This window comes from Lactobacillus sp. (genome assembly GCF_051873315.1).
In the GTDB taxonomy this organism is placed as follows: domain Bacteria; phylum Bacillota; class Bacilli; order Lactobacillales; family Lactobacillaceae; genus Lactobacillus.
Window position 1 is genome coordinate 46246 of sequence record NZ_JBJEES010000137.1, and the last position, 26024, is coordinate 72269.

The following is a 26024-nucleotide window of genomic DNA, read 5'->3' on the forward strand; positions in this document are numbered from 1 at the left end:
TTCTTAGCCAGGCTCCACAAAGTGTCGCCCTTTACAACCGTGTGGGTAGTTGCAGTAGTGTTTACGCTAGTTGCAGCAGACGTGCTAGTCTTGGCAGCCTTGACCGCCTTAGTTGACTTGGCTGGGATCTGCAGCTTCTGGCCCACGTAGATCAAGTGGCCGGAAACGCCGTTAGCCTTCTTCAAGTCGCTTACTGAAACGCCGTACTTCTTTGACAAGCCCCACAGGGTGTCGTTCTTAACAACAGTGTAGCTGTCAGCCAAAGCGTTGGCACCCGTGGTCAAAAGGGCGCCGGAAGCACTCAGCGTTGCCAAAGCAGTCATCAACAGATTCTTTTTCTTCATGAAACTTCTTTTCTCCTTTAACATGTGGTTTGTTTGCTAACAATCTATAGTATAACTTTCAATTGTTACAAGAATGTATCGGTCTGATTACAAAACGAAAAAGCGCTGCGGGTTGTTCTGTAGCGCTTTTGTAAATTTTGTAAGCCTGTACATTCTGGAGATTTTTTCTGCAAAAAGCTTTCCGGTCTAACTTTTAGTGCTCTCTTCATAAGGCTTAAGTTATCCAAACTAGATGATTTCCTTGTCCTGCTGAGCCAAATAGAGCTTCCAGCCCAACTTGAAGTGGTCCTCGCGCAAGTGGCGAGCCGCGTCATAGTCGCTCTCCAAGCTGTCGATAGCATCCCGCAGGCGCTTGTTTTGCTTGCGAATGGCGGCCAGTTCCGGGTCATTCACCACGCCCTTTAAATGCACCTTGGCCGCCAGCAGATTCCGCCGGTCCTGGAATTCTTTTTCCAAAGGGTCTAGGGCATTCTCGTACTTAACCAGCTTCTTGTTTAAAGGCTGCAATTCTTCGTTCAGCTTAACGAAAAGGTCATAGGGCATGTTGGACTTGATCCGGTTGCACTCGCTGCAAGACAGGGTCAGATTGTCCAGGCTGTTATCGTGTGAAACAGAAACAGGGTCCTTATGGTCCACGCTCCGCCCCCGCCGGCCGCAATACTGGCAGCGGTACTTGTACTTTGCCCGGATCCGCTCCCGGTCGATGTAGTCAACCTCGTTTAACTGGAAGTCAACGCTGAGGCCTAAAGCCTGGAGTTTTTCGGCAAAAGGCATTGCCCCTGGCAAAAAGAAGCTGGGATCATCCTCTGCCTTGATCACGGCCTGGTTGAAGTCTGCTCTGGAGAGCTGCTGCTTGGCCAGGACATTGCCGTCATAGTCCTGCATGAGGGCCTCGTAGGACCGGCGGATTTTTAAATCCGGCAGGGTAAAGTCATCAGCAGCTTCCCCATCCTTGCCCACAAAGGCATAGAGGAGGTTGGCCGCGAACAGCTTGACCACGGGATTGGGGTAAGCTGCCGGGTCCAGCCCCCGCTGCCGACAGATGTCACACAGGCTGGCCAGGCGGTCGTTGACCAGGCCGGGCAGCTTGAAATGCAGGGATTCCAGTCTTAAACCGCAGCTGCTGCACTGAAACTTCATTATTACCTCCTCTTTTCTTACTTGTCTCTTAGCTTTTCCTATCATAAGGCAAAAAGCGGGCGAAAAAAAGACCCCAGCACGAAGCCGGGGCCTTTATTGTCTGTTCAAAAACAAATTACTTGTTTTCGTCCTTAGCAGCTTGGTTCAAGTAGTTTACAACTGCAGCTGCGTGGGCAACGCGTTCCTTAGCGTTAGAAGCGTTACGTGGACGACGGTGTGGGTTGATACCCGTGTGGATATTTCTTGACATGTCTCTTCATCCTTTCATCGATTTTCGAAAATCAGTAGTAATTATACCCCTCTTCCCCTATGTTAGGCAAGCCTTTTCGGCATTTCTTTGCCCCCCAGGCCCTTTTTCGGCAAAAAACTGCGGAGCTGTCTTCAGTCAGAAATGTTAAATGGATTTAACAAAAACGTCTAAGGCGGATTTTTAGCAGCTCACTGCTTCTCTTTTTCGCTTTCGACACCGCTTACATTATTTTAGAAACCAAAAGCACGCTTTTGACTTTTTTGTGGCCTTGTAAAAAGTCGACACGTTTTAATCGCTTAAAAAAGGCAGCAAAGTCCATTTTTTGTCATCCGGCATAAATCCCTTATTACCAGTAAATAAATCGCTTTCCAAAAACTTTTCTGTTTTTTCAAGCAGCTAAAAAAGCCGGATTTTTGGTCTAGTGCGTTTTGCCAACATCCTTTCAATAACATCTGTTCGTTAATTTTGAACTATTGAGATTTAGCGAAAAATGGTTGACAATGGAACTACACGAAAGTAAAGTCCGTTTTCGCTTTTCGTTAACTTTACGTAAATTTTGTAAGCATGATTCTGAGTAGAGGAATTTATATGGAAGCCGCCAAAAGCAAAAGTTCAAATAATTTTTTGACCGTCTTAAAGAAAATTTTTAGCGACCGAATTCTGCAGATCACCATCGTGATCACCATCGTCAGTCTCTTCTTTGCCCGGCCGCGCAGCGCCGACATGAACTGGCACACGATTGAGTCTGTCACGACCATGCTGGTCTTGATCCAGGTCTACAGCTACCTGCACGTCTTGGATATTATTGCCTATAAACTGACGGCGATCGCTGACTCCACCCGGAAACTGATCCTCCTTTTTACTCTCTTGTCCGTCTTCTCGGGCATGTTCCTGGGCAACGACATCACCTGCTTGACTATGATTCCCCTGTACTTGAACATCGCCAAGAAGTACAAGTTGCCGGAAATCCTGCCAGCCACCTTGATCGGGATGGGGGCCAACATCGGGGCGGCCTTCACCCCATGGGGCAACCCCCACAACATCTTCGTGGTCTCCAACTACCACTTGATGCCAGCCACCTTCTTTAAGTGGACCCTGCCTTACTTGATTGCGGCCATGGTTGTCTTTCTCTGCGTCTTCTTCTTTATTCCAAAGAAGGACATCCCAACCCAGGAAGTGGTTGAAATCGACGTCAGCTGGCCAATGACGATGATCACCACGGTCATCTTCGCCTTCTTCTTCGTCGGCGTCTTCAAGTTCGTTCCTATCTGGATGCCAATGCTGGCTTCCATCATCTGGGCCTTGATCGTCAACTGGAAGATCCTGCTCCACATTGACTACTCACTCTTGCTGACCTTTACCCTGTTCTTCGTCTTCATCAGCGACATCCAGCAGATTCCTTTTGTCGTGACCTTGATCCACGGCCTGGTCGGCACTGAAATGAGCACCTACTGGACGGCCATCTTGTCCAGCCAGGTCATGAGCAACGTCCCGTCCACCATCCTGGTCGGCAAGTTCTCCAAGTACGCTGAAGCCTTGACTTTAGGTTCCAACATTGGTGGCTTCGGGTCACCAATCGGGTCCATGGCCAACATGCTGGTTATGCGGACCTTCTACGCCCACGCTTCCAAGGATGCCAAGAAGAAGTTCTTCCCGAAGTGGCTGGGCTACCAGATCGCCGGCTTGATCATCCTCTCCCTCATCGGCTGGGTCATCGTCAAGCTGAACCTGTAGCAACATTTCAAATCTCTCAAGCGTCTCCTTAGGAGGCGTTTTTTGTTTAAAAACTAGTGCTCAGTTAGCTTTTAATATATAATCTATTAAAACGGCCGGAAGCATCTGGCCAAAGTGAATTCACGCCCCTCTGGGGCCTAGAAAGGGAGGCAAAAAATGGCAGTCTGGATTATTGCTATTTTAGTCGTATTAATCGTTATTTTTTACATTTCAGCCTACAACGGCCTGCAAAAGGCCAAGGTTAACACTGAAGAGGCCTGGAGTCAGATCAGCGTTCAGCTCAAGCGGCGGAACGACTTGATCCCTAACCTAGTGGAAACCGTCAAGGGCTACGCCAAGCACGAAAAGGAAACTTTGAGCAAGGTGGTTGAACTCAGAAACCAGCTGACCCAAATTCCGGCTGACGACCACGAAGGGGCCATGCAGCTGTCCAACCAAATCACTGACAGCTTGAAGACCATCTTCGCCTTGTCTGAAAGCTACCCGGACCTGAAGGCCAACACCAACTTCGCCAACCTGCAGGAAGAGTTGACCAACACGGAAAACAAGATTGCCTACTCACGGCAATTGTTCAACTCCAGCGCGGCTGTCTACAACAAGATGCTGGTGGTCTTCCCATCCAACATCGTAGCCAACATCCACCACTTCACCAAGGTTGACTACCTGGACATCCCTGAAGAAGAAACCAAGGTACCAAAGGTATCCTTTTAAAGATTAAGGGATCGCCATGCTATATCAACAAATTGCCCAAAACAAGCGGAAAACGGCCGGGGTCCTGGTCGTTTTCGTTTTGATCTTTGCCCTGGTGGGCGCTGGGTTAGGCCAGCTGCTGTGGGACAAGCCCCTGCCAGGCATCCTGACCGCGGGCGTCATTGCCTTGATTTACTCTTTCCTGGTCTTCCAGGATCCAGTCAATGTCGTCATGAGCATGAACCATGCCCAGCATTTAAATAAAGAGGACAATCCCCAGCTTTTTCACATCGTAGAAGACATGGCCTTAGTGGCCAATATTCCCATGCCCGAGGTCTACTTGATTCCGGACAAGAGTCCCAACGCTTTCGCGACCGGCCTGTCCCCGGACAAGTCAGCCATCGCTGTCACCCAGGGTCTCTTAGACATGATGAACAGAGAAGAGCTGGAAGGAGTTCTGGGCCACGAGATTTCCCATATCCGCAACTATGACATTCGCCTGTCCATGGTGGCTCTGGTTTTGGTCAGCGCCATCAGCTTTATCGCCGACTTTGCCCAAAACTGGGTCTGGTTCGGCTTTGGCATTGACAGAGACGATGACGATGACCGGGAAGGCGGAACGCTTGGGATGATCATCGGCGTGATCGGGGTTATTTTCGTTCTGATCCTTGGGCCTTTGGCAGCCAGCCTGGCTCAGATGGCCTTATCCAGAAACCGGGAATACCTGGCTGACGCCAGTTCCGTTGAGCTGACCCGGAACCCGCACGGTTTGATCAGCGCCTTGACCAAGATTGAGAACAGCCAGCCCATGCAGGCGGCCAGCAGCGCCAGCGCGTCCTTGTACATCGAGGACCCGATCAGACGGCACAGCTTAAGCCACTTGTTTGACACCCACCCGCCAACGGCTGACCGGATCAAGCGCTTGGAAAAAATGTAATTTCAACACAAAAGCTTCCAGATTTTTCTGGAAGCTTTTGTGCTCTACCTAAATTTAAGTTATATTTATCTTCCGTCTTCTATTTGTTATAATGCACGTATTAAATTGCTACCTTTTTCAAAAATGTGTATTAGATGAAAGAAAAAATGTACGGACAATATTTTAAAAGGCTACGGAATTATAAGAAGATGACGCTGCAGAAAGCAGCGAAAGATATCACTTCAAGCCCTGCCTTGTCACGCTGGGAAAATGATGTCGACGATATTCGGCTCAAAAAGTTTTTAGCCTTATTAGACCGGGTGGGAGTCACCCCCCGGGAGTTTTTTGCGTATACGGAAGTCCAAGGATATCTAGACAACTCCTACTATGATGAGCTGCAATTGCTCATCCAGCAAAAAGACAGCCGGAGGCTTCATCAGATCTTTTTACGGCAAATCAGCAGCTTTCATCAAACAAAAGATCCAGATATTTTAGGAAAGGCAGTCGCCGCGGCCAACAGCTATTTTACTTTGACTAAAATAAATTGTTTAACAGAAGCTGACCTAGAGATTTTTAAAGATTTACTGCTTGATAGCGAGTACTTAGATTTCAAAAGCCTACGTTTTCTTGAGAATTCTGTTTATTTGCTTGACTCTGACCTACTCATTTCATACAGCAGTAAAATCATCCACCAACTCAACCACTTAGAACAGGTAGACTATGAACTGTATTTGAATGCCTGGACGGCTCTGACCAATATTGTTTTCAGCTTGATCCAACAAAAACAAAACTCTGTCGCAAGCCACGTTTTGAATCAGCTTCTGACAATTGATTTGCCACAGCAAATGGCCGCTTTTAAAATCAGAATCGTTTTTTTAAAAAAATTGCTGGCTTACCGGGAAAGCGGCGATGACCGGGAAATCAATGCTTATTTAAAATCTCTAACTGAAATTGGCTTAAGCAATTTGGTAAGTGAACTATTGGATTATTGGGGTAGCGTTTACTGATAGCCGTTGCTACTCAGCCTAGGCGTTACAATTTGACCTTCAAAAACCAGATTGAAGCGTTCAAAATGAGGTATTAACGACTGAACGAGTACAAAGCCCGGATCTTCTTTCACCACTCGATAATAAATTTTCCTGCCTTCTTGTTTAAGCCTCTCCCTCTCATAGCTGATCATCTGGTCAACTTCTTTTGCATATATATCATATTGACGATATCTCACGCTAGCCAACTTTTTTGTAAAAGTTAGAGACAGCATCTTCTTCATAGGAGAGATTTCAGACCATATCAAGTTCAAACGTTTCCGTAATTGTTGACTTTCGCTTTCTTTTTTTACGGATACTAATTGGTATGCCTCCGTGAGCGATCTCATTATAGCGTATCGCTCATCTACTGAGCTCCCTGAACCGTAAATTGGGAGAATATCGCTACCTTGAGATAGAACAGCGGTAAAATAGGTCGGTATTTGATAGCTATTAATTACTTTTACCAGTATTACTTCTGTATCTGCCGTATCTTTTAGTCCTAGATAGATTTTATACAAATCTTTAGGCAAGGATTTAGGAATTATCTTAAATGCAGTTACCGAGTTTTCCTTAAGACCTAAGCCATACTTGATGATGAACCTTGAAATACTGTCTCTTTCAATCAATTCGTTAATGGAATGAAGCAAAGCTTCATTTACAGTTGATCCACTTGCATAACCACTATCAGAAGCATACTGGTAGGCATGATTGTTTATCGAAACACCATCGTCTATGAAATTAACGTCGCTTAAAAAGGATGGATAATAGACTTCTTTTGAGCTTTCGATATCGACAAAAGAATCTACTGTCAGCTTTGTGCTTTTTGAAAGCTGATTTAAAGCTGGATCATCCAAAAAATCAAGATCTTGTTCCATAATCTGCGACACAAGCACTCGTTGCTTAGCCGAATGTATCTGCGAGTTATAAAACAAATGCTCTATACTCTCGAATTCAGCTCCTAATACGGGCATATGACTCATCCCTTTGCCCATTCCAACGGAAACTTGTTTCTTTTTTGAGTCCCTTAAAATACACTGAACGGTTTGCAAGGCTAGATTAGCAGAAACCCACATTCTATAGTCAGCAGTTAAATGCAGTCGATTGATTAACTCAAGCCAATTAGTGTGTGCATCAGTATCTGGCACTTCTCTCTCAATTTGCAAATCTTTCCCTCCATAAAATAAAAGATCACGCAATATTGGCTTTCCTAAAAGATGCCATTAGCCGTGATCTTTTCTACTCTACTTAACTACTTCTGTTTTAACATTGTTTAATTGGTCAGATAATTCTTTCGGACTGCTCATTAAAGCGTTGAAGAAGTTTAATTCTTCATCATTTAAGCCTTCCACAAGAAATGGTCCGCCTTTCGTTAATTCAGTTCTAGTACGTCCCATATCGCAACACCTCCTTTCTAGATAATCATTTCTCAATTAGCCGATGAATAACGCCTCAGCCCCCGCTGCCAAAACTTAACCGAGAGCCAGTAAAGGATGGGCAAAAAAACGAGCAGATACAAGAGCAGGATTTTTCCCCGTCCTAGCAGCCAGTCCACTGGCAAATTGCTGACTAGCAAAAGTGGAATGATCCATGTAAAAAACTGCTGAATAACTCGGGGGAAAATCTGTTTTGGCCGTCCGGCCAAACTGACCAGGTCCTCTACAATACCCCCCAAGGCCGTTAAGCCCTCAAACCAAAAAAGCAAAGTTAAGCACAATTGGTTCAAAATGAAAATCAAGGCTGCGGGTAAAACGATCATGCAATTGATCAGCATGATCTGGCCAAAACTTGCCCCTTCATGAGTAAGGTAATAAGCCAGTAATCCAAGCGAAAGCAGCAAGTTGAAAAAACTTGGAATATCCAAACTTCTGCCAACTGCCAGCCAGTAACTCGAACTGGGCCTAACCAACAGATAGTCGAGATTACCTTCAAGGATGTCTTCACCCAGTCCTTCATGGCCTAAAATGAAAAACAAATTGTAAAGATAGGTCGCGCTATTCATGAAACTGATCATGACGTAGTAGCGGTTCGCTGTCCAGCCAGCCAAGTTCTCACGCTGACTAAAATAAACTTGCCCCGCAAGCAGCTCAATCAACAGAAAGACAGTTGCCAAAAGAAAAGTAATAATGCTAGTACCACGGTAGATCATAAACTCAGCTAAGCTTTGCCGCCAAATAGCCTTGACCTTTCTCATGCTCCTGCCCCCTCAAAAGTTTTAATGCCTTTTTTGAACAACGCTTTTCCTAGCAGCACGCTAAGAAGCAGCCAGCAGCAAACGGCTAGGCAATTTGCGAAAAAATCGCGCTGGCTTATTGTTCCCGTCAACAAGCGCGCTGGAAAATCCGTCACCAAGGAAAAAGGGTTGTATTTCAAATACTGGTAAACCGGGCCCAATAAATTCAAAGGAAAATATAATCCTCCTAGCAAGAGGTAAACTGCGTTAATTCCGCTTCTAAGCGGCCACATATTGATCAACCAAAAGCTGAGCATAGCCAGGACCATCATCAAACTGAAAAACATCAGACTGCTCAAAAGAAGGTAGATCAAGAGCAAAAACACTGGTCCAGCGCTTTTTACCAAGAACAGAAGCAAGATAAAATACAACAGCAATAGTGGCGTCTGCAGGCCTAAATTGTAATTGAACAGGTACCAGTACAAGGATAAAGGTCTCGTTAAATAGAGGGAAAGATTCCCAGATTCGACCATGTCCGCGAATTGAAAAACCGGCCCGGTTGTAAAAATTAAACTAATCAAATTGGTTGCCAGCAGATAACGGGCCATTTGCTGAAAGTTGCCGGACTCTGCCAAGATAAACTTCCACATTAAAACTGTAACCAGCAGACTCGCCAATTGCAGGACCAGCTTCATGATCATATTAGCCCGGTAGATCAAACTGTTCTTCAAGCCAAGATAATAAACAGGCAGATATCTTTTCATTGTTTCTCTCTTTGATATATTTTCAAGATGACCTCTTCGGCTGATATTCCACTTTTGCTTAAAGAAATGATCTGTTCCGGCTGGAATTTTTCCATCTTCACAAAAAGCTGCTGAGGATCATGAATGATTTCTTCCCGCACGTCAGTCTGGTCATTGATCCAATACTTCAAGCAATAGCTATCGGATTGATCGATCTGAAGAGGCAACTTATTCAAGCTGTCATTAAAAATCAACTCTCCTTTGCTCAAAATCAGCAAACGCTGGGCTAAGGCCTCAATATCACGGACATTGTGCGAAGTTAAAATAATCGTCGTCTGATGCAGTCTGTTTTCAGTTTTTAAAAAATTGTAGATTTTTTCCTGCGTTAATAGGTCCAGGCCAATGGTTGGTTCATCCAGAAACAGGTAGCTTGGTTCATGGATCAAGGAACAAGCAAGTTCACAGCGGATCCGCTGGCCCAAAGACAATTTGCGGACCGGCGTTTTTACGATCTCGCCAATATCCAGTAAATCGCTCAACTCCCGCAATCTGGCTTGATAACGGTCTGGCTTTAATTGATAAATGGCCGCCAGCATATTCAAAGTGTCAACAGCAGGCAAGTTCCAAGACAGCTGCGACTTTTGCCCAAACATGACCCCAATTTGCCGCAACAGCTTCTTTTGACGACTTCCTGGAATAAGCCCAGCTACTTTCACGCTGCCACTGCTTGGCTGAATAATCCCCGTCAGCAGTTTGGTCAATGTCGTCTTCCCTGCTCCATTTGGTCCAATCAAGCCAATAATTTCACCATCTTTTATAGTCAAATTCAGATCTTTCAAGGCAGGCACCAGCTGGTATTTCCGGTGGAAGATATCCTGCAGAGCTCCCTTTAATCCCGGTTCCTTGCTAAAAGTCCGATAATCAAAAGAAAGCTGGTTGATTTCAATCATTCTTTCTCCTCCTCATATTTAGTTAATAATTGTCTAATATTCTAACACTCAAACTGTTCCTGCATCCTTACTTTTCATATTTGAAAATTTCTATTTCTTTTCATGCAAAAACCGCTGAACTTACAGTTCAGCGGTTTTCTCTCTTTATAAATTGATGCCCTGCTGGCGGAAGAGCTCCTTGCGCTTGGCCGCCGGTGACATCCCATAGTACTTGCCGAATTTTTCATAAAAGAAGGACTTGCCCCGGTAGCCAACCAGGCCGATGATCTGCTTGATCGACAGGTCTGGCCGGGCCAAAAGGCGGACGGCCGCCTCCATCTTCTGCTCGTCAACCAGCTCAATAAAACTCTGCCCGGTCTTCTTTTTGACCAGGTCGGAAAAATAGTTGGGACTGAGCTGGTAGTAATCCGCGGCCGCCTTCAAGCTGGTCGAGACGTAGTTTTCACTAATATAGCGGCGGATCTCCCGCTCACTCAAGCTGCCCGCTTCATTTAGTGCTCGCTGGGCCAGGGCCAAGGCAGTCAGCAGCTGGCTTTTAAGCAAGACTGAAGATAAAGAATCGCTGGTCTGGTACTCAGTCAAGGCCGCCAGGAAAGCCTCCCCAGCTGGCCCGTCAACCACCACCCGGCCGTGAGTCCCTACTTCTTCAGCTTCTCCCAGCATGAGCTCCTTTTTCAAGTCCTGCATGGCAAAAGCTTTTGGCAAGACAAGCTGGACCAAGAGCCCCTCTTTTAAACTGGCCTGGCAAGATTGGCCAGCTGCCAGGAGAAACCAATCACCGGGCTTGACCTGCCACTTTTGCTGGCCAGCCCGGAAGCGGCCAGTCCCCGCGAGCAGCAGCAAGGCAGTCAAAGAGTCAGTCTTCCAGCCTTCAGCTTTGTCGCCTAGTAAAACAAACTGACAATCAGCGGTCTGACCTTTTCCTTTGTTCAGCGGCAGGGCGGCATCCCCTGCCTCCAGCAATTTTTTCCGCAGCTTGGCAATTTCAGTCATCGGCTCTCTCCTTTCTAAAAAATCACCGTAACTTGGCCATTTTTTTCTCCCGCCAGCGGGCCCAGATGGCGATAAGCAAAGACAAGAAGACCAGGATAAAGGCGGCCCAGAAAATCGCGTGAATAGCCCCGTAGAGGATGTTCTCCATCTGGCCCAAGTCCTGCTTAGGCAGATTGACCCGGGTCTTGGCGTCTGACAGGTGGTTGAGCATGGACAAAGTGATCTTGCCCCCGCTAGCCTTGACCCCTTTAGCCAGGTGCTCATTCAAAATGACCCCGAAGACGCTGGAGGAAACAGCCATGGCCAGCATCCGGATCAAGTAAGAGAAGGAAGTCGCGACCGGCACGTCCTTGCTTTCCGCGTCTTCTTGCACCTTAACCTGAAGCTGGTTGAACATGACCCCGTTGCCCCAGCCCTGCAGCATCCCGGCGATTAAAATCCCCCAGTAAGGGAAGTAGCGCGGAGCCGCCGCCATCATCAGGTAGCCCGCCGCCAAAATCCAGCAGGTGGCCAGCATGACCTGGTAGGCCGACCAGCGCCGGCGCATTTTTTCCACTGACAAGGAGCCCAGCATGTCGGTAAAGGCCCCAGGGATCTGGGTCATCCCCCCGACCAGGGCAGTCGTGGCCATCAAGCCTTCCGCCCACATCGGCGCGTAGACGCTGTAAGCAGACATGGCGGCCCAGATCAAGACAAACAAGGTAAAGTCGACGACCAAGGGGATATTTTTAAACAAACGGCCTGGGATAATCGGGTCTTCCGCCCGGCGCTCAATAATGACCAAGAGGCCGATGAAAATCAAGGCCGCCGCGAAGATCAACAGAGCCGTGGCGATTCCCGCCGATTCTACCAGCTGGGTCCCGAGCAAAAGGGCCACCACCCCAAAGGACAGGCAGATAGCCCCGCCCAAGTCGACCTTGTGGACTGACCGCTTTTTTTCCTCTTCCTGGAAAAAGATCTGGATCAAGACGATGGAAATCAAGGCAAAGGGGATATTGATGTAAAAGACCCAGCGCCAAGACAAGACGTCAACGATCCAGCCCCCGAAAAGCGGCCCTAAGATGGTGGCCGTGGTGAAGAAGGCGGACACCATACCCAGCACCTTTAAGCGCTTGTGGGCATTTGGATAAAGGTCAGAGTAGATAATATAAGGAAGCGACACCATTCCCCCGTTGCCAATCCCGGCCAAAAGGCGGAAGGTCAAAAGGAAGGACATCTGCTGGGCACAGCCCTGCAGAAGCGCCCCCAGCAAAAAGCAGGCAGCTGACAACTGGTAGGCCAGTTTATTCCCCCGCCGCTCGCCCAACTTGCTCCACAGAGGCGTAGAGACAGCCGTCCCCAATAAGAAGATGGCTACCAGCCAGCCGGTATATTCAATCCCGTGCAAGTCGGCAATGATCCGCGGCAAGGCCGTGTTGATGATTGTGTTGTCCAAACCGGACATGACGTTTGACAGCATCAAGGCCACGGTAATTATTCGTCTTCGTTGATCTGACATTTTTTCGCTCCCACTAAATTCTAAAAGTCCTTAATTTTAGGATACAGCTAAAAAATTGCCAGTAAAAGCTTCTTCCAAGATTATTTTAAGAAAAGTGCTATAAATCGGCTTTTTCAATCAGTTTGGACAAAGTTTGAATTAGACAGGCTTTAGCAGATCCAATATAATAAAATAAGAATCAATTAGACGAATCAACGGGGTGCCGGAAGGCTGAGATGATACCCATGGAACCTGGCCAGGTAATGCTGGCAAGGGAAAATGAAACTTTACTTCTGGTCACCCTGCTTTTGAGGTGACTTTTTATTTTGCAAGCAGAACTGACAATTGACCACTTAACTTTTTCCTACGGGGACCGGGAGGTTATCCGCGACCTGTCCTTGACCCTGCCGGCGGGGACTTTTTCCCTCTTGATCGGGCCGACCGGCTGCGGCAAATCAACTCTTTTGAAGATCATGGCCGGCCTCTACCCGAAATACGGCGGCCAGCTGACCAGCGGAAAAGTCGACTTGGGCGGCCGGAGTCAGGCCATGATGTTCCAGGAAGCCGGCGAGCAGTTTACCATGGCCACGCCCAGAGAAGAGATTATTTTTGCCATGGAAAACCTGGGGAAAAATAAAGAAGAATTTGAAAACCGGCTGAAAAAGGCCAGCGAGTTCGCAGAAATCGATTCCCTTTTGGACCAGAAGATCGTGACCATGTCCGGCGGAGAAAAGCAGCGGGTAGCCTTAGCTGTCCTGGTCGCCATGGACGTGGATCTCTTTTTGCTGGATGAGCCTTTTGCCAGCGTGGACCCAGCAGCCCGCCGCTTCTTGATCGGCCGCTTAGCCAAGCTGAAAGAACAGGGCAAGACCATCATCATTACCGACCACCTTTTTGACGACTACCAGGGCAAGGTGGACGGGGTCTACCGCTTTGAAGGCGGGCAGGTGGAACTCTTGAGCCAGGATGAACAAGCCCTTCTCCTGGCTACTGAGCCAATCGGCCTGCACTTTCCCCTGCCAGAGAACGAGCCAGCGGCTTTTGTCATGAAAAATTTCACCATCAAGCAGGGCCGGCCTTTAATTGAGCAAAAGGAATTAGCCATCCCCAAGGGGAAGGTGACCTTGATCACAGGGCCAAACGGCAGCGGGAAGAGCTCCCTGTTTAAGGCCATGACCAAGCTGCTGGACTACCAGGGCTCCTTAACCTGGGAGGGCAAGGAAGTGGCCAAGCTCAAGGAGCGGACCTACTTCCAGCATGTGGCGCAGATTTTTCAAAATGCAAGTGACCAGTTCATGGCGATTACTGTCAAAGAGGAGCTGGATTTGAGCAAAAAGCACGCTTCGCCTTACTTCACACCTGAAGTTTTAGACCAGGCCCTGGCTGACCTGGGTTTGGCCGACCACTTAGACCAGGTAGTCTACTCCTTGTCGGGCGGGCAGAAAAAGAAGCTGCAGATCCTCTTGATGCTTCTGTCGGGCCAGGAAGTGCTTTTGATCGATGAGCCCTTGAGCGGCCTGGACCAAAAGTCGATTGAGCAAGTCGTGAAGCTTTTGCAAGAGTGCCAGGAAAAGAGCAAGCAGACGATTCTGCTGATCAGCCACCAGTTCTATGGAATCAGCGATTGGTGCGACTATCACCTGCGCCTGGCTGACAAAAAACTGGCTTTTGTAGAAGACTAGGGGGAGGAGAAAATGACTAAAAGCAAAATGAATCCCAGCTTGAAGTTCTTGCTGACCTTGCTCATTTCACTGGAGTTATCTTTTAGGGTCAGCCTCATCAGCAATATCATCGTTATTGTCCTGGCTTTTGCCTACCTCTTGTACCGGCGGATCAAGCCCAAGGCCCTGGGCGGGATGCTTTTGGCGGCGGGCCTGGCGGCAATTACCGTCTTTTCTTCTGGCTACATCTTCAGTGACCACCGCGACCTCTGGTATGCTTTGGACATTTCCAGCCGGGTTCTCGTGTATACCTTTACCACGGCTTGCCTGACCATTTCAACCACGGCAGAAGAGATGGCCCGGTCGCTGGAACAGAACCTGCACTTGCCAAGCAAGTTTGCCTACGGGACCTTGGCGGCTTTGAACATCATTCCCCGCATGCAGGCCGCGGTCAAGCAGATCCGGGTGGCAGGGATGATGCGGGGAGTCTATCTTTCCTTTTGGTCTCCGGTCCTCTACTTTAAGGCGATTTTAGTGGCTTTAAACAGTGCCGACAACCTGGCACAGGGGATGGAGTCCCATGGCTACCGGGAAGGCGCCCCGCGGTCTGTGATCGTTGAAGTGCCGCTGACTGGTAAGGACTGGCTGCTCTTTGTTATTGCCATTCTTCTTTTGAATCTGGGGGCTTTTTTACTGCCATAAAAGTTGCAAAAAAATTTTAGTAAAAAAGTTATAAAATTGACCTAGATCAATTTCTTTTGCCTGGGGAGGTCCTATAATACTAAGTATCAAGAGAAAAAATTGCTACTTAAGTAAAAAGAAGGGAAATTACCATTATGAAGAAATTAGACGCTACTACTTTGACTGCTGACCAACAAAAGTTCTTTAACGACGCTTTGGCATTCGTTGCTTCCGTTGACAAGGACGGCAACCCACAAGTTGGTCCTAAGGGTTCTGTAACTGCCTTGGACGACAAGCACCTGGTTTGGAGTGAAGTTACCTTCTCACACTTGTGGGAAAACATCAAGAACGGCAGCAAGGTTGCTGTCGTAGTTGCTGACGTGCCAAGCCACACTAACGTGCGCGTGGTCGGCAGCGTGACTATCCACGAAGGCGACGACTTCGCCAAGGAATACGCTGCTAAGGTTGGCAAGCCGGAAACTGCTGCTGCCGTAGTAGTTGAAGTTGAAGAAATCTTCGCTTAATCAAATCAGCATAATGAAAATGGCTTCTGGGAGAAAATCCCGGAAGCCATTTTTCTGTCTATCTATTATTTTTTAGCCCGTAAAAGGCCACAGGCCAGGGCCGCGTAGATTAGGTACAAAATGCCGATTGAGATGTATTCATGAATATTGAAGACAAAAATCAAGACGATAACCGCTAATGCTGCAGCAGTTACGTAGCCTACTGCCGGGCTGAGCTTGGTCAAGGGCGTGAGACCCAGAAATAGGGTCAGCAGGGTGATCGCGATCATGCCAGCGATTGTCCATGAAACTGGACCTGGGTCGCCCAAGGCAAAGATCCACTGAACCGCCATAAACAAGGCCAAACAGATACCGGCCAGCAAGAAGACAGTTTTAACGGCTGGCTTAGTTGCAAAGTTTTTCATCATAATCACGCTCCTATTTCCAGAAAACTATTCACTTATATTATAAGTTCAATTTCAATTTTGGAGCAGTGATTCTTGCGGCAGCCGTCATTTTTTGCTTTTGTTAAAAAATCCGCCTACCAAACTTGCGTATGTTAACGCGTGGTTCTTGCTAAGTTTAATAACTTTTGCTCTTCACAACGTTCTCTTCTGAGCTATGTTTTCTTGCAAAAAGCGGCTAACAGCCAATAACACTAAGGCCAAGAAGTTAAGTGGTAAATTGCCCGGACCAAAAGCGATTGGCGTAATCAGTCCTATCAACGTCAAGGCGATGCAAACTAGGCCAATAATCAAGAACGGCTTACGGGGAATTTTTTGGCTAAATACTGCTAAGGCTAATTCTGTCAGTAAGACCAAAATTAAAATCACATGGCCAAAAACTGTTACCTTTAAATCAGTCCCTTTGATCGTTCTTAGGGCATTGATGTAGTCCTTTAGATTTGAGCAAACTACCACAGTCAAAAAGCATAGTAAGATTACATCAACCACTTTGACTAAAATCTTTAAGAATTTCATCTCTGTCACCTTCGTTTTTACCCAACCCAGGCCATCACGCAGCTGATTAGGCTGACGGCCAAGAGGATGCCGGCCAGCCAATAGTTAAAGACTGCCTTCCCCCGCCAGCGGTAGCTGGCCAGAACCAGACTGACCGCCAAAGCAACAACAGCCGAAGTCCAGTACCAGGTCAAGCCGAAATACAGGCCTACCACCCGGTCAATTACAAGGCCCAGCAAAAGGCAGGCGCCAATCACCCAAGCCGCTGCTGGAGCCAGCCACATGTAATGCTCTGTTTTAGTCATTTAAATCGTCCCTTTCATGACTCATAATCCGTTTACATGGCTATTCTACATCGCTTTTTCCAGCTAGAGAGCAAAATTGCAGATATGAATCAGCATTTGCAGATCTGCAAATCTTCACAAGAGAAAATGATCGACAAATCTTTCCAGTCCAGATTCTCTGAGTATCCCCTTGATTCTTTCCGCCTCCTCATCTTGCCCTGAAAAAAGCCCCGCGTAATACTTGCCAAGCAAGCGGTAGGCTACAAACTCCAGGCAAGGAGACAGCTGTCCTAGAACTTCTATGGCCGGCTTGGCCGCCTTGGCAATGCCTTCTTTCCTGCAGCGCTGACAGAAGCTGACACAGGCCTTGCCTACCGCTTCCTGCTGGTCTCTAGAAAAATTATCGATCTGTTGATACTTGTCTAGCAGTTCACTCAGCCAAAAGTAGGCAATATCAAACTTCATCAACTGAATCGCCGCGGCAAAAACAACAATTGCTTCCGTATCGTCCATCCAATTGTCCAGACTGAAGAAATAATCCGATACCTCGTTTTTCAGCTGCTCATGATCCTTATCACCTGGCTCCAGCAGATAAGCCACCAGGTCACTACCGATTCGCAAGGCCGTCTTCCCCGTCAGATTGGCCGCCTGCTCTTTCAAAAAGCTCATCTTTTCCCAGTTCCAATCATAAAAGGCGCTCTTCACCCGGAACTCGATATTGATCCAGTCAGCCTCTTTTTCCTCTCGCCGGCTATAAATCATTTTGGTGAAAAAGTAGCCCAAATCATAGTTGTGGCTTTCCAAAAGCTCCAGCAGATCCTCGGCCTTGATCCGCTGCTCCCCGCTCTCAATCCGGGAGTACTGGGCCACCGACATGACTTCTCCCGCCATTTCCTGTTGGGTTAGGCCCAAATCTATTCTGGTCTGCTTGAGCAAATCACAGATCTCCATTTTTCTATTCAGCTCCCCCTAATAAAACACTTTCACCTTAGATTCTAGCACTAGACTAATTCGTATACAAAAAGCCTCTCCTGCATATTTCCCAGGAGAGGCTAAATAATCTATTCTACTTGTGGTAAGGACTGCCAGAGTTGATCATGAAGGCCCGGTAGATCTGCTCAATCAAAACCAGCCGCATCAATTGGTGGGGCATGGTCAGCTTGCCGAAACTAAACAGGTCGTTAGCCCGCTTGTTGACCGCGTCACTGGTCCCCAGACTCCCCCCGATCACGAAAGTAATGTCGGAATGCCCGTAGGTTCCCAGATCCTTCAGTTCCTTGGCAAACTCTTCACTAGCCCGCTCTTTGCCCTTAATGGCCAGGACGTAGACATATTCCTTGTCCTTGATCTTGCTTAGGATCCGCTCGCCTTCCCGCTTCTTGACTTCTTCCATCTGGGCCGGGCTGAGGCTTTCCGGCGCCTTCTCATCCGGCACCTGCACTATCTCTACCTTGGCAAAGCGGCTCAGCCGCTTCTGGTACTCCGCGATCCCATCCTTAAAATACTTCTCTTTTAATTTTCCAACGCAAACAATTTTGATATTCATAATGCACCTATTTTACCATTTTTGCTTCTATCCCCACAATTAACAGTTTATCAACCGCTTTTTTCCACAGCTGTGGAAAGGCCTTTTCTAGATCTAGTGGACTAGAGCAGAATTCTATCTAGGTCTAGCTTTTTGCCAAAAAATTTCTAAAATCCCGTGTAACCATTCCACAAGCCGCCTGTGGACTGGACATTTTCACAAACAATCACCGAAAAAGCCCGGCCTGCCGCCTTGAACAGACGTTTTAACATGACTTTTGCCCGTGGAACTTACACACAATCCACAGCTTATCCACAACTTTTCAGGAGCTTTTTACCCCATTTTTTGCACAATTCACAGTCTTTTCCACAGGATTGGGGATAAAGTCTCCCTAAAAATTTTCCTTGACAAGAAATATTTCCGAACTTTACCTTGGCTTTACCCTGCTTTTGTTTTGAAAAAAGCAAAAAATCCAGCAGATCTGCTGATCCACTGGATTATTTGTTCTTAAATTAGTTGCTTGCCTGCAGGGTTACCGTGAAGGTCATGGTCTTGCCGTTCCGGTTAACCGTGATCTTGACCTTGTCGCCAACATTGTGGCTGTACAAGATGCTGTGCAGGGTGGCCACGTCGTTGACCGTCTTGCCGTCAGCAGCCGTAATCACGTCGCCCTTCTTGATCCCGGCACTGGCTGCCGCGCTGCCTGAAGTTACGCTAGCCACGTACAGGCCCTTCTTCAGACTGGTTGAAATGCCCAGCTGCTTCTTGTAGTAGCTGTTCAGTTCAGCAATCGCCGCAACCTTGATGCCCAATTGCGGCCGGGTGATCTTCCCCTTCTTGACCAATTGGTTGACGATCGTCACAACTTCGTTTGACGGGATCGCGAAGCCCATCCCTTCAACTGAGTCGCCACTGCTGGAGCTGGACAGCTTCATGGAGTTGATCCCGATAACCTGGCCGTCAGAGTTGACCAATGGACCACCGGAGTTACCGGAGTTGATGGCCGCGTCCGTCTGGATGACCGTCATCTGGTTGGAGTTGTAAGTGATCGTCCGGCTTGGTGAGGAAATGATCCCTTGCGTTACCGTAGACGCGTATTCAGACCCTTCTGGTGAACCGATGGCAATCACCGTCTGCCCTGACTGCAGGCTGCTGGAGTCACCAAATGAAGCGGTCTGGGTTACGTACTTGGAGTCGATTGACAGGACAGCCAAGTCACTGGTTGAGTCCTTGCCGACAACCTTAGCGGAAATCGTCTTCCCGGAAGCCAGGATGACCTTCACCTTGGCTGCCCCGGAAATAACGTGGTTGTTAGTGACGATGTAGCCCTTGCCGTTTGCCGTTGTGTAGATGACCCCGGAACCTTCAGAGTACAAAGTCAAAGACTTCTTGGAGCTGGATGAATCTGAGCTGGAATCTGAATCGCCATAGCCGAACATGCTGTAGATGTCAGAGCTTGATGATGAACTGGAAGTGTACTTGTAGTTCAAGACTGAAACAACCGCGTTCTGGACCTTCTTGTAAGCGGAAGTCATCGTCCCGCTGGTGGTCGTTGACTTGTTGACCTTAGTAGTGCCGCTGGATGAAGTCGTCACTGACCCGGTTTCACCAGTATTGCTGCTGGTGCTTGAGCTGGCCGTGGATGATGAAGAATTGCTATTCAAATTGGCTGCTGACAAGCCGCCGTAAGCAATCCCCCCGCCCAAAAGACCGGCAACGACCCCAATGATGGCCGCTTTAGTTAACAAACGGTTATTTTCCTTCTTGCGCGTGTTTCTTTGCTTATCTTGTTCTTCAGACATGGTTATCACTCCTTATCGTTGTCATTATCATATCCAAGCTTTTTGAAGTATATATGAACAAAACGTATTAAAAGCTTTAAAGCCCTCGTATTATAAATTAATTAAAGAACTCGGCGTCATCGGCTCGGTATCGTGCAATTCCAGGTCACTGGAGACGTCGGCATCTTTCTCCGCCAGAACCTGCTCCGCCACGTCCCGGGCCAAATAATTCAAATTGTTCTGCTGGCTGCGGTGGGCCATGAAAACATGCTTGGTTTTAGAACTGATAACCCTGGCCAGAGTCTCAGCCGCCTGCTCGTTTGACAGGTGGCCATGATCTGACCGGACCCGCTGCTGCAGGCTCCAGGGATAGGGGCCGCTTCTCAGCATCAGGTCGTCATAGTTGAACTCGAGCAAATAGGCATCCGCGTCTTGAATCTCATATTCGACTTCTTCCGACACGTAGCCCGTGTCCGTCAAGCAGGCCAGGCGCTTGCCCCCGCTGGAAAAAACGTAGTACTGGGGCTGAGCCGCGTCATGGCTGGTGGCAAAAGCCGTCACTTCCAAGTCCCCATAGCACTTGGTCTGGCCCGGCTCAATCACATTGATCTGCTCTTCCGGCAGGCGGCCGATCTTGCCGGTCTCCTCCAGGTACTTCCAGGTTCCCGTGTTGCTGAAGGCGTTCAGCTGGGGATAGCGGCGCATAAGGACCCCCATTCCTCCGCTGTGGTCGCCATGGTCGTGGCTTAAAAAGACCATGTCCAAGTCTTCAATCGCCACGCCTACCTTGGCTAAAAGCTCCTTAGTCTTCTTGCCCGAAAGCCCGGCGTCCATCAAAATCTTGTGCTGGTCAGTCATCAGCAAGCTGCAGTTGCCCGCTGATCCGCTTGATAATACCGCGAATTGCAAATTTGTTCCCTTCCTGCCCTTAATCATCCAATGTACTGTTTTGCAAAAGCTGGCCATTAAAGGCGTTGACCCGCTTCAAACTGCTGCTCTTGCTGCTCTTGTTTTCGATCCAGACCAGCCAGGTCGGGACAAAGATCACGCTGCCCCGGACCTCGGTCAATTTGGTGTAGCCCAGCTTGACCTGCATCACCCGGGAGTTGTCGGCCAGTTCCCGGGTGGTATAGAGGTTGGTGACTGCCCGCCAGGGGCTGATGGTAGCCTGCAATTCCCGCACGCTGGTCAAGTCACTCAAATAGGTCTGGTAGTAGCCCGTGATCTTCTTGTCCTTGACGTTGACCACCAGCTGGGCCAGGCTGCTGTAGACCTGCCCGTACTGGGACTTCTGCACGTAAACGTAGCTGCTGTTGCTGGAAAGGTTCTTGGCATAAACATACTGCTTGCCATGCAGCACGTAATTTTTGTCATTCTTGAATTCACTTACCGTCATCCGCTCCAGCGAAATCGCGTTTTTCATAGTCGCGTACAGGGTCTTGTCCCCTTCAGCATAGCTGGTGGACACGTCGCTGCTGAGCTTCTTGGCGGCTTCTTTCAAGTCGCTCTTGCTTCTTGTGGCCAGGTAGTAGCCCGAGTCCCCCTTCCTGGACAGGGAGGGAACCGTGATATTGTCCGACTTCATTTCAGCCTTCAAGCTGGTCGAGGTCGTCACTGAGCTGGTTGAAGAAGTCAAAGTGACCGGTGCCCGCCAGAGCTCAATCAAAAGGTAAATGTCGACCAGGCAGAAGAGGATCAGAAAAAGCCATTCAATTTTGCGATGATCCATTAGTTTTCTTCCTCCTCTGAGCTGACTGAACTTGATGATACGGCTGAACTTGAGCTGGAGCTGCTGGAACTGGAGCTGGATTCAGACACTGATTGGCTGCGGCTGCTGGAAGACGCTTCCTGACTGCTTTCCGGAGCCTGGCTGCCCGCTTGGCTGCCGCTTGAGCTGGAAGGTGAGCTTGCCTCACTGCTGGACTGGCTGGAGCTAGTTGAAGACGAGTAACTGCTGGAGCTGGATCCGTCAATCAAAAGATCAGCATTTTCGGCCTTAGCCTTCTTCCAGCCAGCCAGGCTGTTCCAGCTGCCGCCTACCTTGATAAAGTAGGTTGGCACCAGAGTGATCAAGTCGCTGCGCTTCTTGTCGGCCTTGATATGGTAGCCGATGGTGATCCTCTCGATTTCACTTTCTTTGATGCCGATGCTGCCCAGCTCTTTAAGCAAGGTCGCGGTCTTAGGCAGGGTCTTGGCCTGCCCGTCATAAGGGATCGGGATCTGCAGGTTCATGCTGCTGAAAGCCACGCTGACCGTTTCCGTTCCCATGGTCACCTGGGTTTGGGCCAGGGTGTCATTGGCAAAAATCGGATAGCCTTCAATATAGTTGATATAAGACACCGTCTTGCCGCTGCTTTCAAAAAAGCGCAGATCCTGCTCAACCAGGCCCAGCTGCTTGACATAAGCGGCACTTTCCAGCATTCGCTGAGTGGCCGTCCGCTCTTGGCCAGTCAGATAGTTTTGGTAAAGATACTGGTGGTCACTGCCTTTGCCTTCCTTAGGAATCTGCAGGCGCTTGGAATAGCCAGCCGTGTAGACCGTGCGGCCATTCTTGGCCACCGACTTGCGATAGCTGCTGCCCAGAAGCCTGGAGGCATAATAGCTGCTGGACTGGTAGCTGATGAGGTAGCTGTATTCCTTAACTTTAACTGCTTGAGCATAAAAAGGCACATAAAGCTTCTTCAAATGCAGGAAGCTGACCTCCTGCTTGTCTTGAGCACTCTTTACGTACTTGACCAGCTGCTGAAAAGAGCCAGACTTGATCTTCACCCGGTAAACCCGGCTGCCGCTGTCGTTGCCAAAGTAAAGATAGCGAATCTTGCTCTTGGCCGGGACAAAGACCCGGTTGAACTGCAGGCTGGAATTGGCTTGCTTCTTGCCTAAAAGCACCGTGAAATTGATCTGGTCCGGGTAGGCAAACATGATATAGTTCTGGTCATCCAGCAGTTTCTTGTAATCGGCAGAATCATCCGATACCTTCTCAATTACCCCCAGCTTGACCTTTTCCAGGTACTGGACAAATTTCAAAGGCAGGTTCCGTTTGGCGTCATGCACTTGATAGCGGACCCCGTCTTGAAAGACATAGGTCTGGCCAGGAGCGTAAAAAGTCTGGATATTCCGGTAGTGGGTCGTCAAAGAAGCAGAACTTTGCGATGAAGACTCATTGCTGATCCGGCTGAAGCGCTGGTCACTGGTCATCACCGTGACCCAGAGGCCGATCGAGATCAAAATCACGGTCAAGGTCGCCAGGTGGAGGAGAAAATCATTGAATTTGAACTTGAATTTAAACTTCATCCCATTCATCCTCCTCATCCATTGGTTCATATGGCAGGGCAATGTAGAAGGTTGACCCATGTCCTTCCCGGCTGTCAGCCCAGATCCGGCCGCCATGGGCCGTCACGATTTCCTTGGCGATGGCCAGGCCCAAGCCGGTCCCACCTTGAGCCCGGGACCGGGCCTTGTCTGCCCGGTAGAAGCGGTCAAAAATCTTGCCCAGGTCCTTTCTCGGAATCCCCAGCCCCTGGTCGCTGATGCTAAGCAGGATCTGGTTCTGGTTCTGGGTCAAGCGGACCGTAATGGTCCCCCCGTCAGGGGAATACTTGATGGCGTTGTTCATGATATTGTCGATTACCCGCATCATCTGGTCGGTGTCGATTTCCACCCACAGGGCCTGGTTGCCCAGGTCCCGCTTGATCACGTATTCCTTGGTATCGCTTTGGGCCTCGCCCTGATCATGCTCGACAATCATGTCAAAGCGGTTGAGCAGGTGGGCAACAAAGTCGGTAAAGTTGACCCATTCCGGTTCCAGCTTGGTGGCCCCCCGGTCCATTCTGGACAGAACCAGAAGGTCATTGACCATCCGGATCATCCGTTCAGTTTCCTTTTGCGTGACTTCCAAAAACTGCGGGGCAATCTCCGGATCCTTCCAGGCCCCCTCATTCAGGGCTTCAATATAAGCCCGGACGCTGGTCAAAGGAGTCCGCAATTCATGGGAAACGTTGGAAACGAACTGCCGCTGCTCATCTTCATTTTTGATCTGCTCAGTCACGTCGTGCAAGACGCAGACGGCCCCGGACACAAAGCCCGTGACCCGCTTGATTAGGGTAAAGCTGGCGTGCAGGATCATTTCATCATCCGTACCGGCATTGACCGTGACCTGCATGTCGCTTTGGTTGGAGATCAAGTCCTGGGAAGTGTATTCGTCCCCCAGGCCCAGAACTTGGGAAATAGGCTTGTTGATCGCGTCTTCGGCCTTGATGTCCAGGAAGTCCTGGGCCATCTGGTTCATGATCGACACGTTCCCGTGCCGGTCAGTCGCGATCACCCCGTCGGTCATGTGGGACAGGACACTGTCCAGCCGCCGGCGCTCAGATTCTGACTGCTCATTGGACCGCTCGATCTTGGCTGAGAGGGTGTTAAAGGCCGCCCCCAGCTGGCCCAGTTCGTCATTTGAGTAGATCTTGACCTGGGTCGAATAGTCCCCGTCAGCCACTTGGATGGCCTGCTGGCGGAGCTCTTCAATCGGCCGGGTTATTGCCCGGGAAATAAACATGGAGGCAATCGCCGCCACGATTACGGCAATAAGCGAGGCCGTCAAAAACATCATCGAGACGTTGCGCAAGTTGTTGAAGACGTCAGCCATGCTGGCCCGGACATAGACTGCCCCGACGATGTTGGTCCCGCTGGTCAGGGGCACGATCTGGACCATGAAGCTGCCCTTCTGGCCGCTAGTGATCTGGGTCTTCTGCTGGCCGGAGTTGATCACTTCCCGGATATCGCCATTGTTGGACAATTGCCCCACCCGGTTTTTGTCATTTAGGTTGGACACGGCCCGGATCACGTTTTTATTGTCCACGACCTGGATCTCAGAAATCGCGTCGTTGCTGTAGTCGGTGATGATCTGGTTCATCTTCCGGTCAGCGCTTTTGCCATTCTTGACCAGCTGGGTAGTCAACTGGTCGGTCACGATCGACTGCAGCTGAATCGTAGTTTGAAAGTTGTCAATGCTGGTCTGCTCCATCTGCCGGGTAAAGTAGGCCCCGATGATTTCAATCGTGGCCAGCAACAGGAGCATGAAGATAATGGCGATCTTGGTCTGAATCGAGCTGACCAGGCGTTTAAGCCGGTGGGTCTTCTCTCTCTTCACTTTCTCTTTGCGTGCTTTTTTATCTTTCTTCATTAATCCATCCACATAAAGAAAGCCACCTCAAACAGTGGCTCTGAAAAATTATTCTTCTGTTTGCTGCTTGACGAAGTAGCCGACACCCCGCCGGGTGACCAAAATTTTCGGCCGGACCGGGTTGTCCTCAATCTTTTCCCGCAAGCGGTGAACCGTTACATCGACCGTCCGGACGTCGCCGAAGTAGTCGTAGCCCCAGACCGTCTGCAAGAGGTGCTCTCTGGTCATGACCTGGTCCATATGCTGGGCCATGTAGTAGAGCAATTCAAACTCCCGGTGGGTCAGTTCGATCTTTTCCCCGTTCTTTTCGACCAGGTAGGCATCCGGCTTGATCAGCAGGTTGCCGATCTGGATGTCATTGCTTTCCTGTTCTTTTTCCTTTTGCTGGTTGACTTCCACTGCCTTCTTGACGATGTCCCGGCGGCGCAAATTAGCCTTGACCCGGGCCACCAGCTCACGGTTGGAGAAAGGCTTGGTCACGTAGTCGTCCGCCCCCATTTCCAGGCCGAGGACCTTGTCGATCTCGCCGCCCTTGGCGGTAACCATGATGATCGGCATGTCGTGGGTCTGGCGGACTTCCCGGGCTACTTCCAGCCCGTCTTTCTTCGGAAGCATTAAGTCTAAAATCATTAAGTCAGGGTTGTATTCTTCAACCTTCTCGACAGCTTCCTCGCCGTCATAAGCGGTCTCTACATCAAAACCCTCTTTGGTCAAGTTAAACTTGATGATATCGGAAATCGGCTTTTCGTCGTCAACGACGAGAATTTTTTTAGGCATCATAGACCTCCTTCACTGTCCCTATTATACTTGATTTGTTCGCGAAATTAAAAAAATTACAATTAATGTAAAAAAGGAGATTGCTTTTGCTGAGATTTATGGCATAATAAAAGTGTTGGTTGACACGGGTCGTTAGCTCAGCTGGCAGAGCACCGGACTCTTAATCCGGGTGTCCAGGGTTCGATCCCCTGACGACCCATCATCCCTAAGCACTGCACTCGCAGTGCTTTTTTTATTTT

Annotated in this window: 28 protein-coding genes and 1 tRNA gene; 8 read left to right on the plus strand and 21 right to left on the minus strand. The window is 48.9% G+C overall.

Annotated features, from left to right (window positions below):
* The 3 genes from ACI32D_RS08425 to ACI32D_RS08435 all read right to left on the minus strand — a co-directional run.
* The coding region (locus ACI32D_RS08425) for a LysM peptidoglycan-binding domain-containing protein (protein ID WP_439776133.1) at positions 1–344 on the minus strand (344 nt) is incomplete at its 3' end.
* 228 nt (positions 345–572) lie between these two features.
* The gene (locus tag ACI32D_RS08430; RefSeq protein ID WP_439776134.1) at positions 573–1484 is read right to left on the minus strand and encodes an HNH endonuclease; all 912 of its coding nucleotides are present in this window, start codon (positions 1482–1484) and stop codon (positions 573–575) included.
* A gap of 115 nt (positions 1485–1599) precedes the next feature.
* Positions 1600–1734, minus strand: a complete 135-nt coding sequence (locus tag ACI32D_RS08435) for a hypothetical protein (RefSeq protein ID WP_270448365.1) — start codon at positions 1732–1734, stop codon at positions 1600–1602.
* A gap of 588 nt (positions 1735–2322) precedes the next feature.
* On the opposite strand from ACI32D_RS08435, the gene ACI32D_RS08440 reads away from it, so the two are divergent.
* The 4 genes from ACI32D_RS08440 (at position 2323) to ACI32D_RS08455 (ending at position 6081) form a co-directional block, all read left to right on the plus strand.
* Entirely contained in the window at positions 2323–3468 is a 1146-nt protein-coding gene (locus ACI32D_RS08440) for an SLC13 family permease (protein WP_439776135.1), read from the plus strand.
* A gap of 156 nt (positions 3469–3624) precedes the next feature.
* Positions 3625–4179, plus strand: a complete 555-nt coding sequence (locus ACI32D_RS08445; protein ID WP_439776136.1) for a LemA family protein — start codon at positions 3625–3627, stop codon at positions 4177–4179.
* 16 nt (positions 4180–4195) lie between these two features.
* A complete protein-coding gene (gene htpX, locus ACI32D_RS08450; protein ID WP_439776137.1) occupies positions 4196–5095 on the plus strand; it encodes a zinc metalloprotease HtpX in 900 nt (299 codons plus the stop codon).
* Positions 5096–5241: 146 nt separating this feature from the next.
* Positions 5242–6081, plus strand: a complete 840-nt coding sequence (locus ACI32D_RS08455) for an Rgg/GadR/MutR family transcriptional regulator (protein ID WP_439776138.1) — start codon at positions 5242–5244, stop codon at positions 6079–6081.
* Here ACI32D_RS08455 and ACI32D_RS08460 read toward each other — a convergent pair.
* From ACI32D_RS08460 to ACI32D_RS08490, 7 genes are all read right to left on the minus strand, one after another.
* On the minus strand, positions 6075–7298 hold the full coding sequence (locus ACI32D_RS08460) for a YcaO-like family protein (RefSeq protein ID WP_439776139.1): 1224 nt from the start codon (positions 7296–7298) through the stop codon (positions 6075–6077). The genes ACI32D_RS08455 and ACI32D_RS08460 overlap by 7 nt on opposite strands.
* Before the next feature lie 45 nt (positions 7299–7343).
* A complete protein-coding gene (locus ACI32D_RS08465) occupies positions 7344–7496 on the minus strand; it encodes a hypothetical protein (protein WP_296227086.1) in 153 nt (50 codons plus the stop codon).
* Between the two features lie 32 nt (positions 7497–7528).
* Complete coding sequence (locus ACI32D_RS08470; RefSeq protein WP_439776140.1) at positions 7529–8293, minus strand: ABC-2 family transporter protein; 765 nt, start codon at positions 8291–8293, stop codon at positions 7529–7531.
* Positions 8290–9036 carry an ABC-2 family transporter protein gene (locus ACI32D_RS08475; protein ID WP_439776141.1) on the minus strand — a complete coding sequence of 249 codons (747 nt, stop codon included), beginning with the start codon at positions 9034–9036 and terminating at the stop codon, positions 8290–8292. The genes ACI32D_RS08470 and ACI32D_RS08475 overlap by 4 nt, the downstream gene beginning before the upstream one ends.
* Entirely contained in the window at positions 9033–9965 is a 933-nt protein-coding gene (locus ACI32D_RS08480; protein WP_439776142.1) for an ABC transporter ATP-binding protein, read from the minus strand. The genes ACI32D_RS08475 and ACI32D_RS08480 overlap by 4 nt, the downstream gene beginning before the upstream one ends.
* Positions 9966–10109: 144 nt before the next feature.
* The gene (locus ACI32D_RS08485) at positions 10110–10958 is read right to left on the minus strand and encodes a helix-turn-helix domain-containing protein (protein WP_439776143.1); all 849 of its coding nucleotides are present in this window, start codon (positions 10956–10958) and stop codon (positions 10110–10112) included.
* 22 nt (positions 10959–10980) lie between these two features.
* On the minus strand, positions 10981–12456 hold the full coding sequence (locus ACI32D_RS08490) for an MFS transporter (protein ID WP_439776144.1): 1476 nt from the start codon (positions 12454–12456) through the stop codon (positions 10981–10983).
* A gap of 305 nt (positions 12457–12761) precedes the next feature.
* Between ACI32D_RS08490 and ACI32D_RS08495 the strand changes: the two genes are divergently transcribed.
* The 3 genes from ACI32D_RS08495 to ACI32D_RS08505 all read left to right on the plus strand — a co-directional run bounded on the left by ACI32D_RS08495 (position 12762) and on the right by ACI32D_RS08505 (position 15301).
* The gene (locus ACI32D_RS08495) at positions 12762–14117 is read left to right on the plus strand and encodes an ATP-binding cassette domain-containing protein (RefSeq protein ID WP_439776145.1); all 1356 of its coding nucleotides are present in this window, start codon (positions 12762–12764) and stop codon (positions 14115–14117) included.
* Between the two features lie 12 nt (positions 14118–14129).
* On the plus strand, positions 14130–14798 hold the full coding sequence (locus tag ACI32D_RS08500; protein WP_439776146.1) for an energy-coupling factor transporter transmembrane component T family protein: 669 nt from the start codon (positions 14130–14132) through the stop codon (positions 14796–14798).
* Positions 14799–14932: 134 nt separating this feature from the next.
* Positions 14933–15301: a pyridoxamine 5'-phosphate oxidase family protein gene (locus ACI32D_RS08505; protein WP_439776147.1), complete on the plus strand. Its 369-nt coding sequence runs from the start codon at positions 14933–14935 to the stop codon at positions 15299–15301.
* Between the two features lie 65 nt (positions 15302–15366).
* On the opposite strand, the gene ACI32D_RS08510 is transcribed toward ACI32D_RS08505, so the two are convergent.
* The 11 genes from ACI32D_RS08510 to yycF all read right to left on the minus strand — a co-directional run bounded on the left by ACI32D_RS08510 (position 15367) and on the right by yycF (position 25785).
* Complete coding sequence (locus tag ACI32D_RS08510) at positions 15367–15708, minus strand: hypothetical protein (RefSeq protein WP_439776148.1); 342 nt, start codon at positions 15706–15708, stop codon at positions 15367–15369.
* A 171-nt stretch (positions 15709–15879) separates the two neighbouring features.
* Complete coding sequence (locus ACI32D_RS08515) at positions 15880–16260, minus strand: hypothetical protein (RefSeq protein ID WP_439776149.1); 381 nt, start codon at positions 16258–16260, stop codon at positions 15880–15882.
* 17 nt (positions 16261–16277) lie between these two features.
* A complete protein-coding gene (locus ACI32D_RS08520) occupies positions 16278–16544 on the minus strand; it encodes a hypothetical protein (RefSeq protein WP_439776150.1) in 267 nt (88 codons plus the stop codon).
* Between the two features lie 114 nt (positions 16545–16658).
* A complete protein-coding gene (locus tag ACI32D_RS08525; protein ID WP_439776151.1) occupies positions 16659–17474 on the minus strand; it encodes a helix-turn-helix domain-containing protein in 816 nt (271 codons plus the stop codon).
* A 115-nt stretch (positions 17475–17589) separates the two neighbouring features.
* A complete protein-coding gene (gene rlmH, locus ACI32D_RS08530) occupies positions 17590–18069 on the minus strand; it encodes a 23S rRNA (pseudouridine(1915)-N(3))-methyltransferase RlmH (RefSeq protein WP_003620648.1) in 480 nt (159 codons plus the stop codon).
* A 491-nt stretch (positions 18070–18560) separates the two neighbouring features.
* Complete coding sequence (locus ACI32D_RS08535; RefSeq protein WP_439776152.1) at positions 18561–19850, minus strand: S1C family serine protease; 1290 nt, start codon at positions 19848–19850, stop codon at positions 18561–18563.
* 90 nt (positions 19851–19940) lie between these two features.
* On the minus strand, positions 19941–20738 hold the full coding sequence (locus ACI32D_RS08540) for an MBL fold metallo-hydrolase (protein WP_439776163.1): 798 nt from the start codon (positions 20736–20738) through the stop codon (positions 19941–19943).
* Positions 20739–20757: 19 nt separating this feature from the next.
* Entirely contained in the window at positions 20758–21558 is an 801-nt protein-coding gene (locus ACI32D_RS08545; RefSeq protein ID WP_439776153.1) for a two-component system regulatory protein YycI, read from the minus strand.
* Positions 21558–23123: a two-component system activity regulator YycH gene (yycH, locus tag ACI32D_RS08550; protein WP_439776154.1), complete on the minus strand. Its 1566-nt coding sequence runs from the start codon at positions 23121–23123 to the stop codon at positions 21558–21560. Before yycH ends, ACI32D_RS08545 begins: the two co-directional genes overlap by 1 nt.
* Positions 23113–25008, minus strand: coding sequence for a cell wall metabolism sensor histidine kinase WalK (walK, locus tag ACI32D_RS08555; protein WP_439776155.1), 1896 nt, complete (start codon positions 25006–25008; stop codon positions 23113–23115). The genes yycH and walK overlap by 11 nt, the downstream gene beginning before the upstream one ends.
* 48 nt (positions 25009–25056) lie before the next feature.
* Positions 25057–25785 (minus strand): response regulator YycF, encoded by a 729-nt coding sequence (gene yycF / locus ACI32D_RS08560; protein ID WP_270448343.1) that lies wholly within the window; start codon positions 25783–25785, stop codon positions 25057–25059.
* A gap of 126 nt (positions 25786–25911) precedes the next feature.
* Here yycF and ACI32D_RS08565 point away from each other — a divergent pair.
* Positions 25912–25984: transfer RNA gene (locus ACI32D_RS08565), tRNA-Lys, on the plus strand.
* Positions 25985–26024 lie beyond the last annotated feature (40 nt).

Coding starts and splice junctions, on each gene's coding strand:
- ACI32D_RS08430 (WP_439776134.1), bottom strand. CDS start 1,484: ATGAAGTTTCAGTGCAGCAGCTGCGGTTTAAGACTGGAATCCCTGCAT.
- ACI32D_RS08435 (WP_270448365.1), bottom strand. CDS start 1,734: ATGTCAAGAAATATCCACACGGGTATCAACCCACACCGTCGTCCACGT.
- ACI32D_RS08440 (WP_439776135.1), top strand. CDS start 2,323: ATGGAAGCCGCCAAAAGCAAAAGTTCAAATAATTTTTTGACCGTCTTA.
- ACI32D_RS08445 (WP_439776136.1), top strand. CDS start 3,625: ATGGCAGTCTGGATTATTGCTATTTTAGTCGTATTAATCGTTATTTTT.
- htpX (WP_439776137.1), top strand. CDS start 4,196: ATGCTATATCAACAAATTGCCCAAAACAAGCGGAAAACGGCCGGGGTC.
- ACI32D_RS08455 (WP_439776138.1), top strand. CDS start 5,242: ATGTACGGACAATATTTTAAAAGGCTACGGAATTATAAGAAGATGACG.
- ACI32D_RS08465 (WP_296227086.1), bottom strand. CDS start 7,496: ATGGGACGTACTAGAACTGAATTAACGAAAGGCGGACCATTTCTTGTG.
- ACI32D_RS08470 (WP_439776140.1), bottom strand. CDS start 8,293: ATGAGAAAGGTCAAGGCTATTTGGCGGCAAAGCTTAGCTGAGTTTATG.
- ACI32D_RS08475 (WP_439776141.1), bottom strand. CDS start 9,036: ATGAAAAGATATCTGCCTGTTTATTATCTTGGCTTGAAGAACAGTTTG.
- ACI32D_RS08480 (WP_439776142.1), bottom strand. CDS start 9,965: ATGATTGAAATCAACCAGCTTTCTTTTGATTATCGGACTTTTAGCAAG.
- ACI32D_RS08485 (WP_439776143.1), bottom strand. CDS start 10,958: ATGACTGAAATTGCCAAGCTGCGGAAAAAATTGCTGGAGGCAGGGGAT.
- ACI32D_RS08490 (WP_439776144.1), bottom strand. CDS start 12,456: ATGTCAGATCAACGAAGACGAATAATTACCGTGGCCTTGATGCTGTCA.
- ACI32D_RS08500 (WP_439776146.1), top strand. CDS start 14,130: ATGACTAAAAGCAAAATGAATCCCAGCTTGAAGTTCTTGCTGACCTTG.
- ACI32D_RS08505 (WP_439776147.1), top strand. CDS start 14,933: ATGAAGAAATTAGACGCTACTACTTTGACTGCTGACCAACAAAAGTTC.
- ACI32D_RS08510 (WP_439776148.1), bottom strand. CDS start 15,708: ATGATGAAAAACTTTGCAACTAAGCCAGCCGTTAAAACTGTCTTCTTG.
- ACI32D_RS08515 (WP_439776149.1), bottom strand. CDS start 16,260: ATGAAATTCTTAAAGATTTTAGTCAAAGTGGTTGATGTAATCTTACTA.
- ACI32D_RS08520 (WP_439776150.1), bottom strand. CDS start 16,544: ATGACTAAAACAGAGCATTACATGTGGCTGGCTCCAGCAGCGGCTTGG.
- ACI32D_RS08525 (WP_439776151.1), bottom strand. CDS start 17,474: ATGGAGATCTGTGATTTGCTCAAGCAGACCAGAATAGATTTGGGCCTA.
- rlmH (WP_003620648.1), bottom strand. CDS start 18,069: ATGAATATCAAAATTGTTTGCGTTGGAAAATTAAAAGAGAAGTATTTT.
- ACI32D_RS08535 (WP_439776152.1), bottom strand. CDS start 19,850: ATGTCTGAAGAACAAGATAAGCAAAGAAACACGCGCAAGAAGGAAAAT.
- ACI32D_RS08545 (WP_439776153.1), bottom strand. CDS start 21,558: ATGGATCATCGCAAAATTGAATGGCTTTTTCTGATCCTCTTCTGCCTG.
- yycH (WP_439776154.1), bottom strand. CDS start 23,123: ATGAAGTTTAAATTCAAGTTCAAATTCAATGATTTTCTCCTCCACCTG.
- walK (WP_439776155.1), bottom strand. CDS start 25,008: ATGAAGAAAGATAAAAAAGCACGCAAAGAGAAAGTGAAGAGAGAGAAG.
- yycF (WP_270448343.1), bottom strand. CDS start 25,785: ATGCCTAAAAAAATTCTCGTCGTTGACGACGAAAAGCCGATTTCCGAT.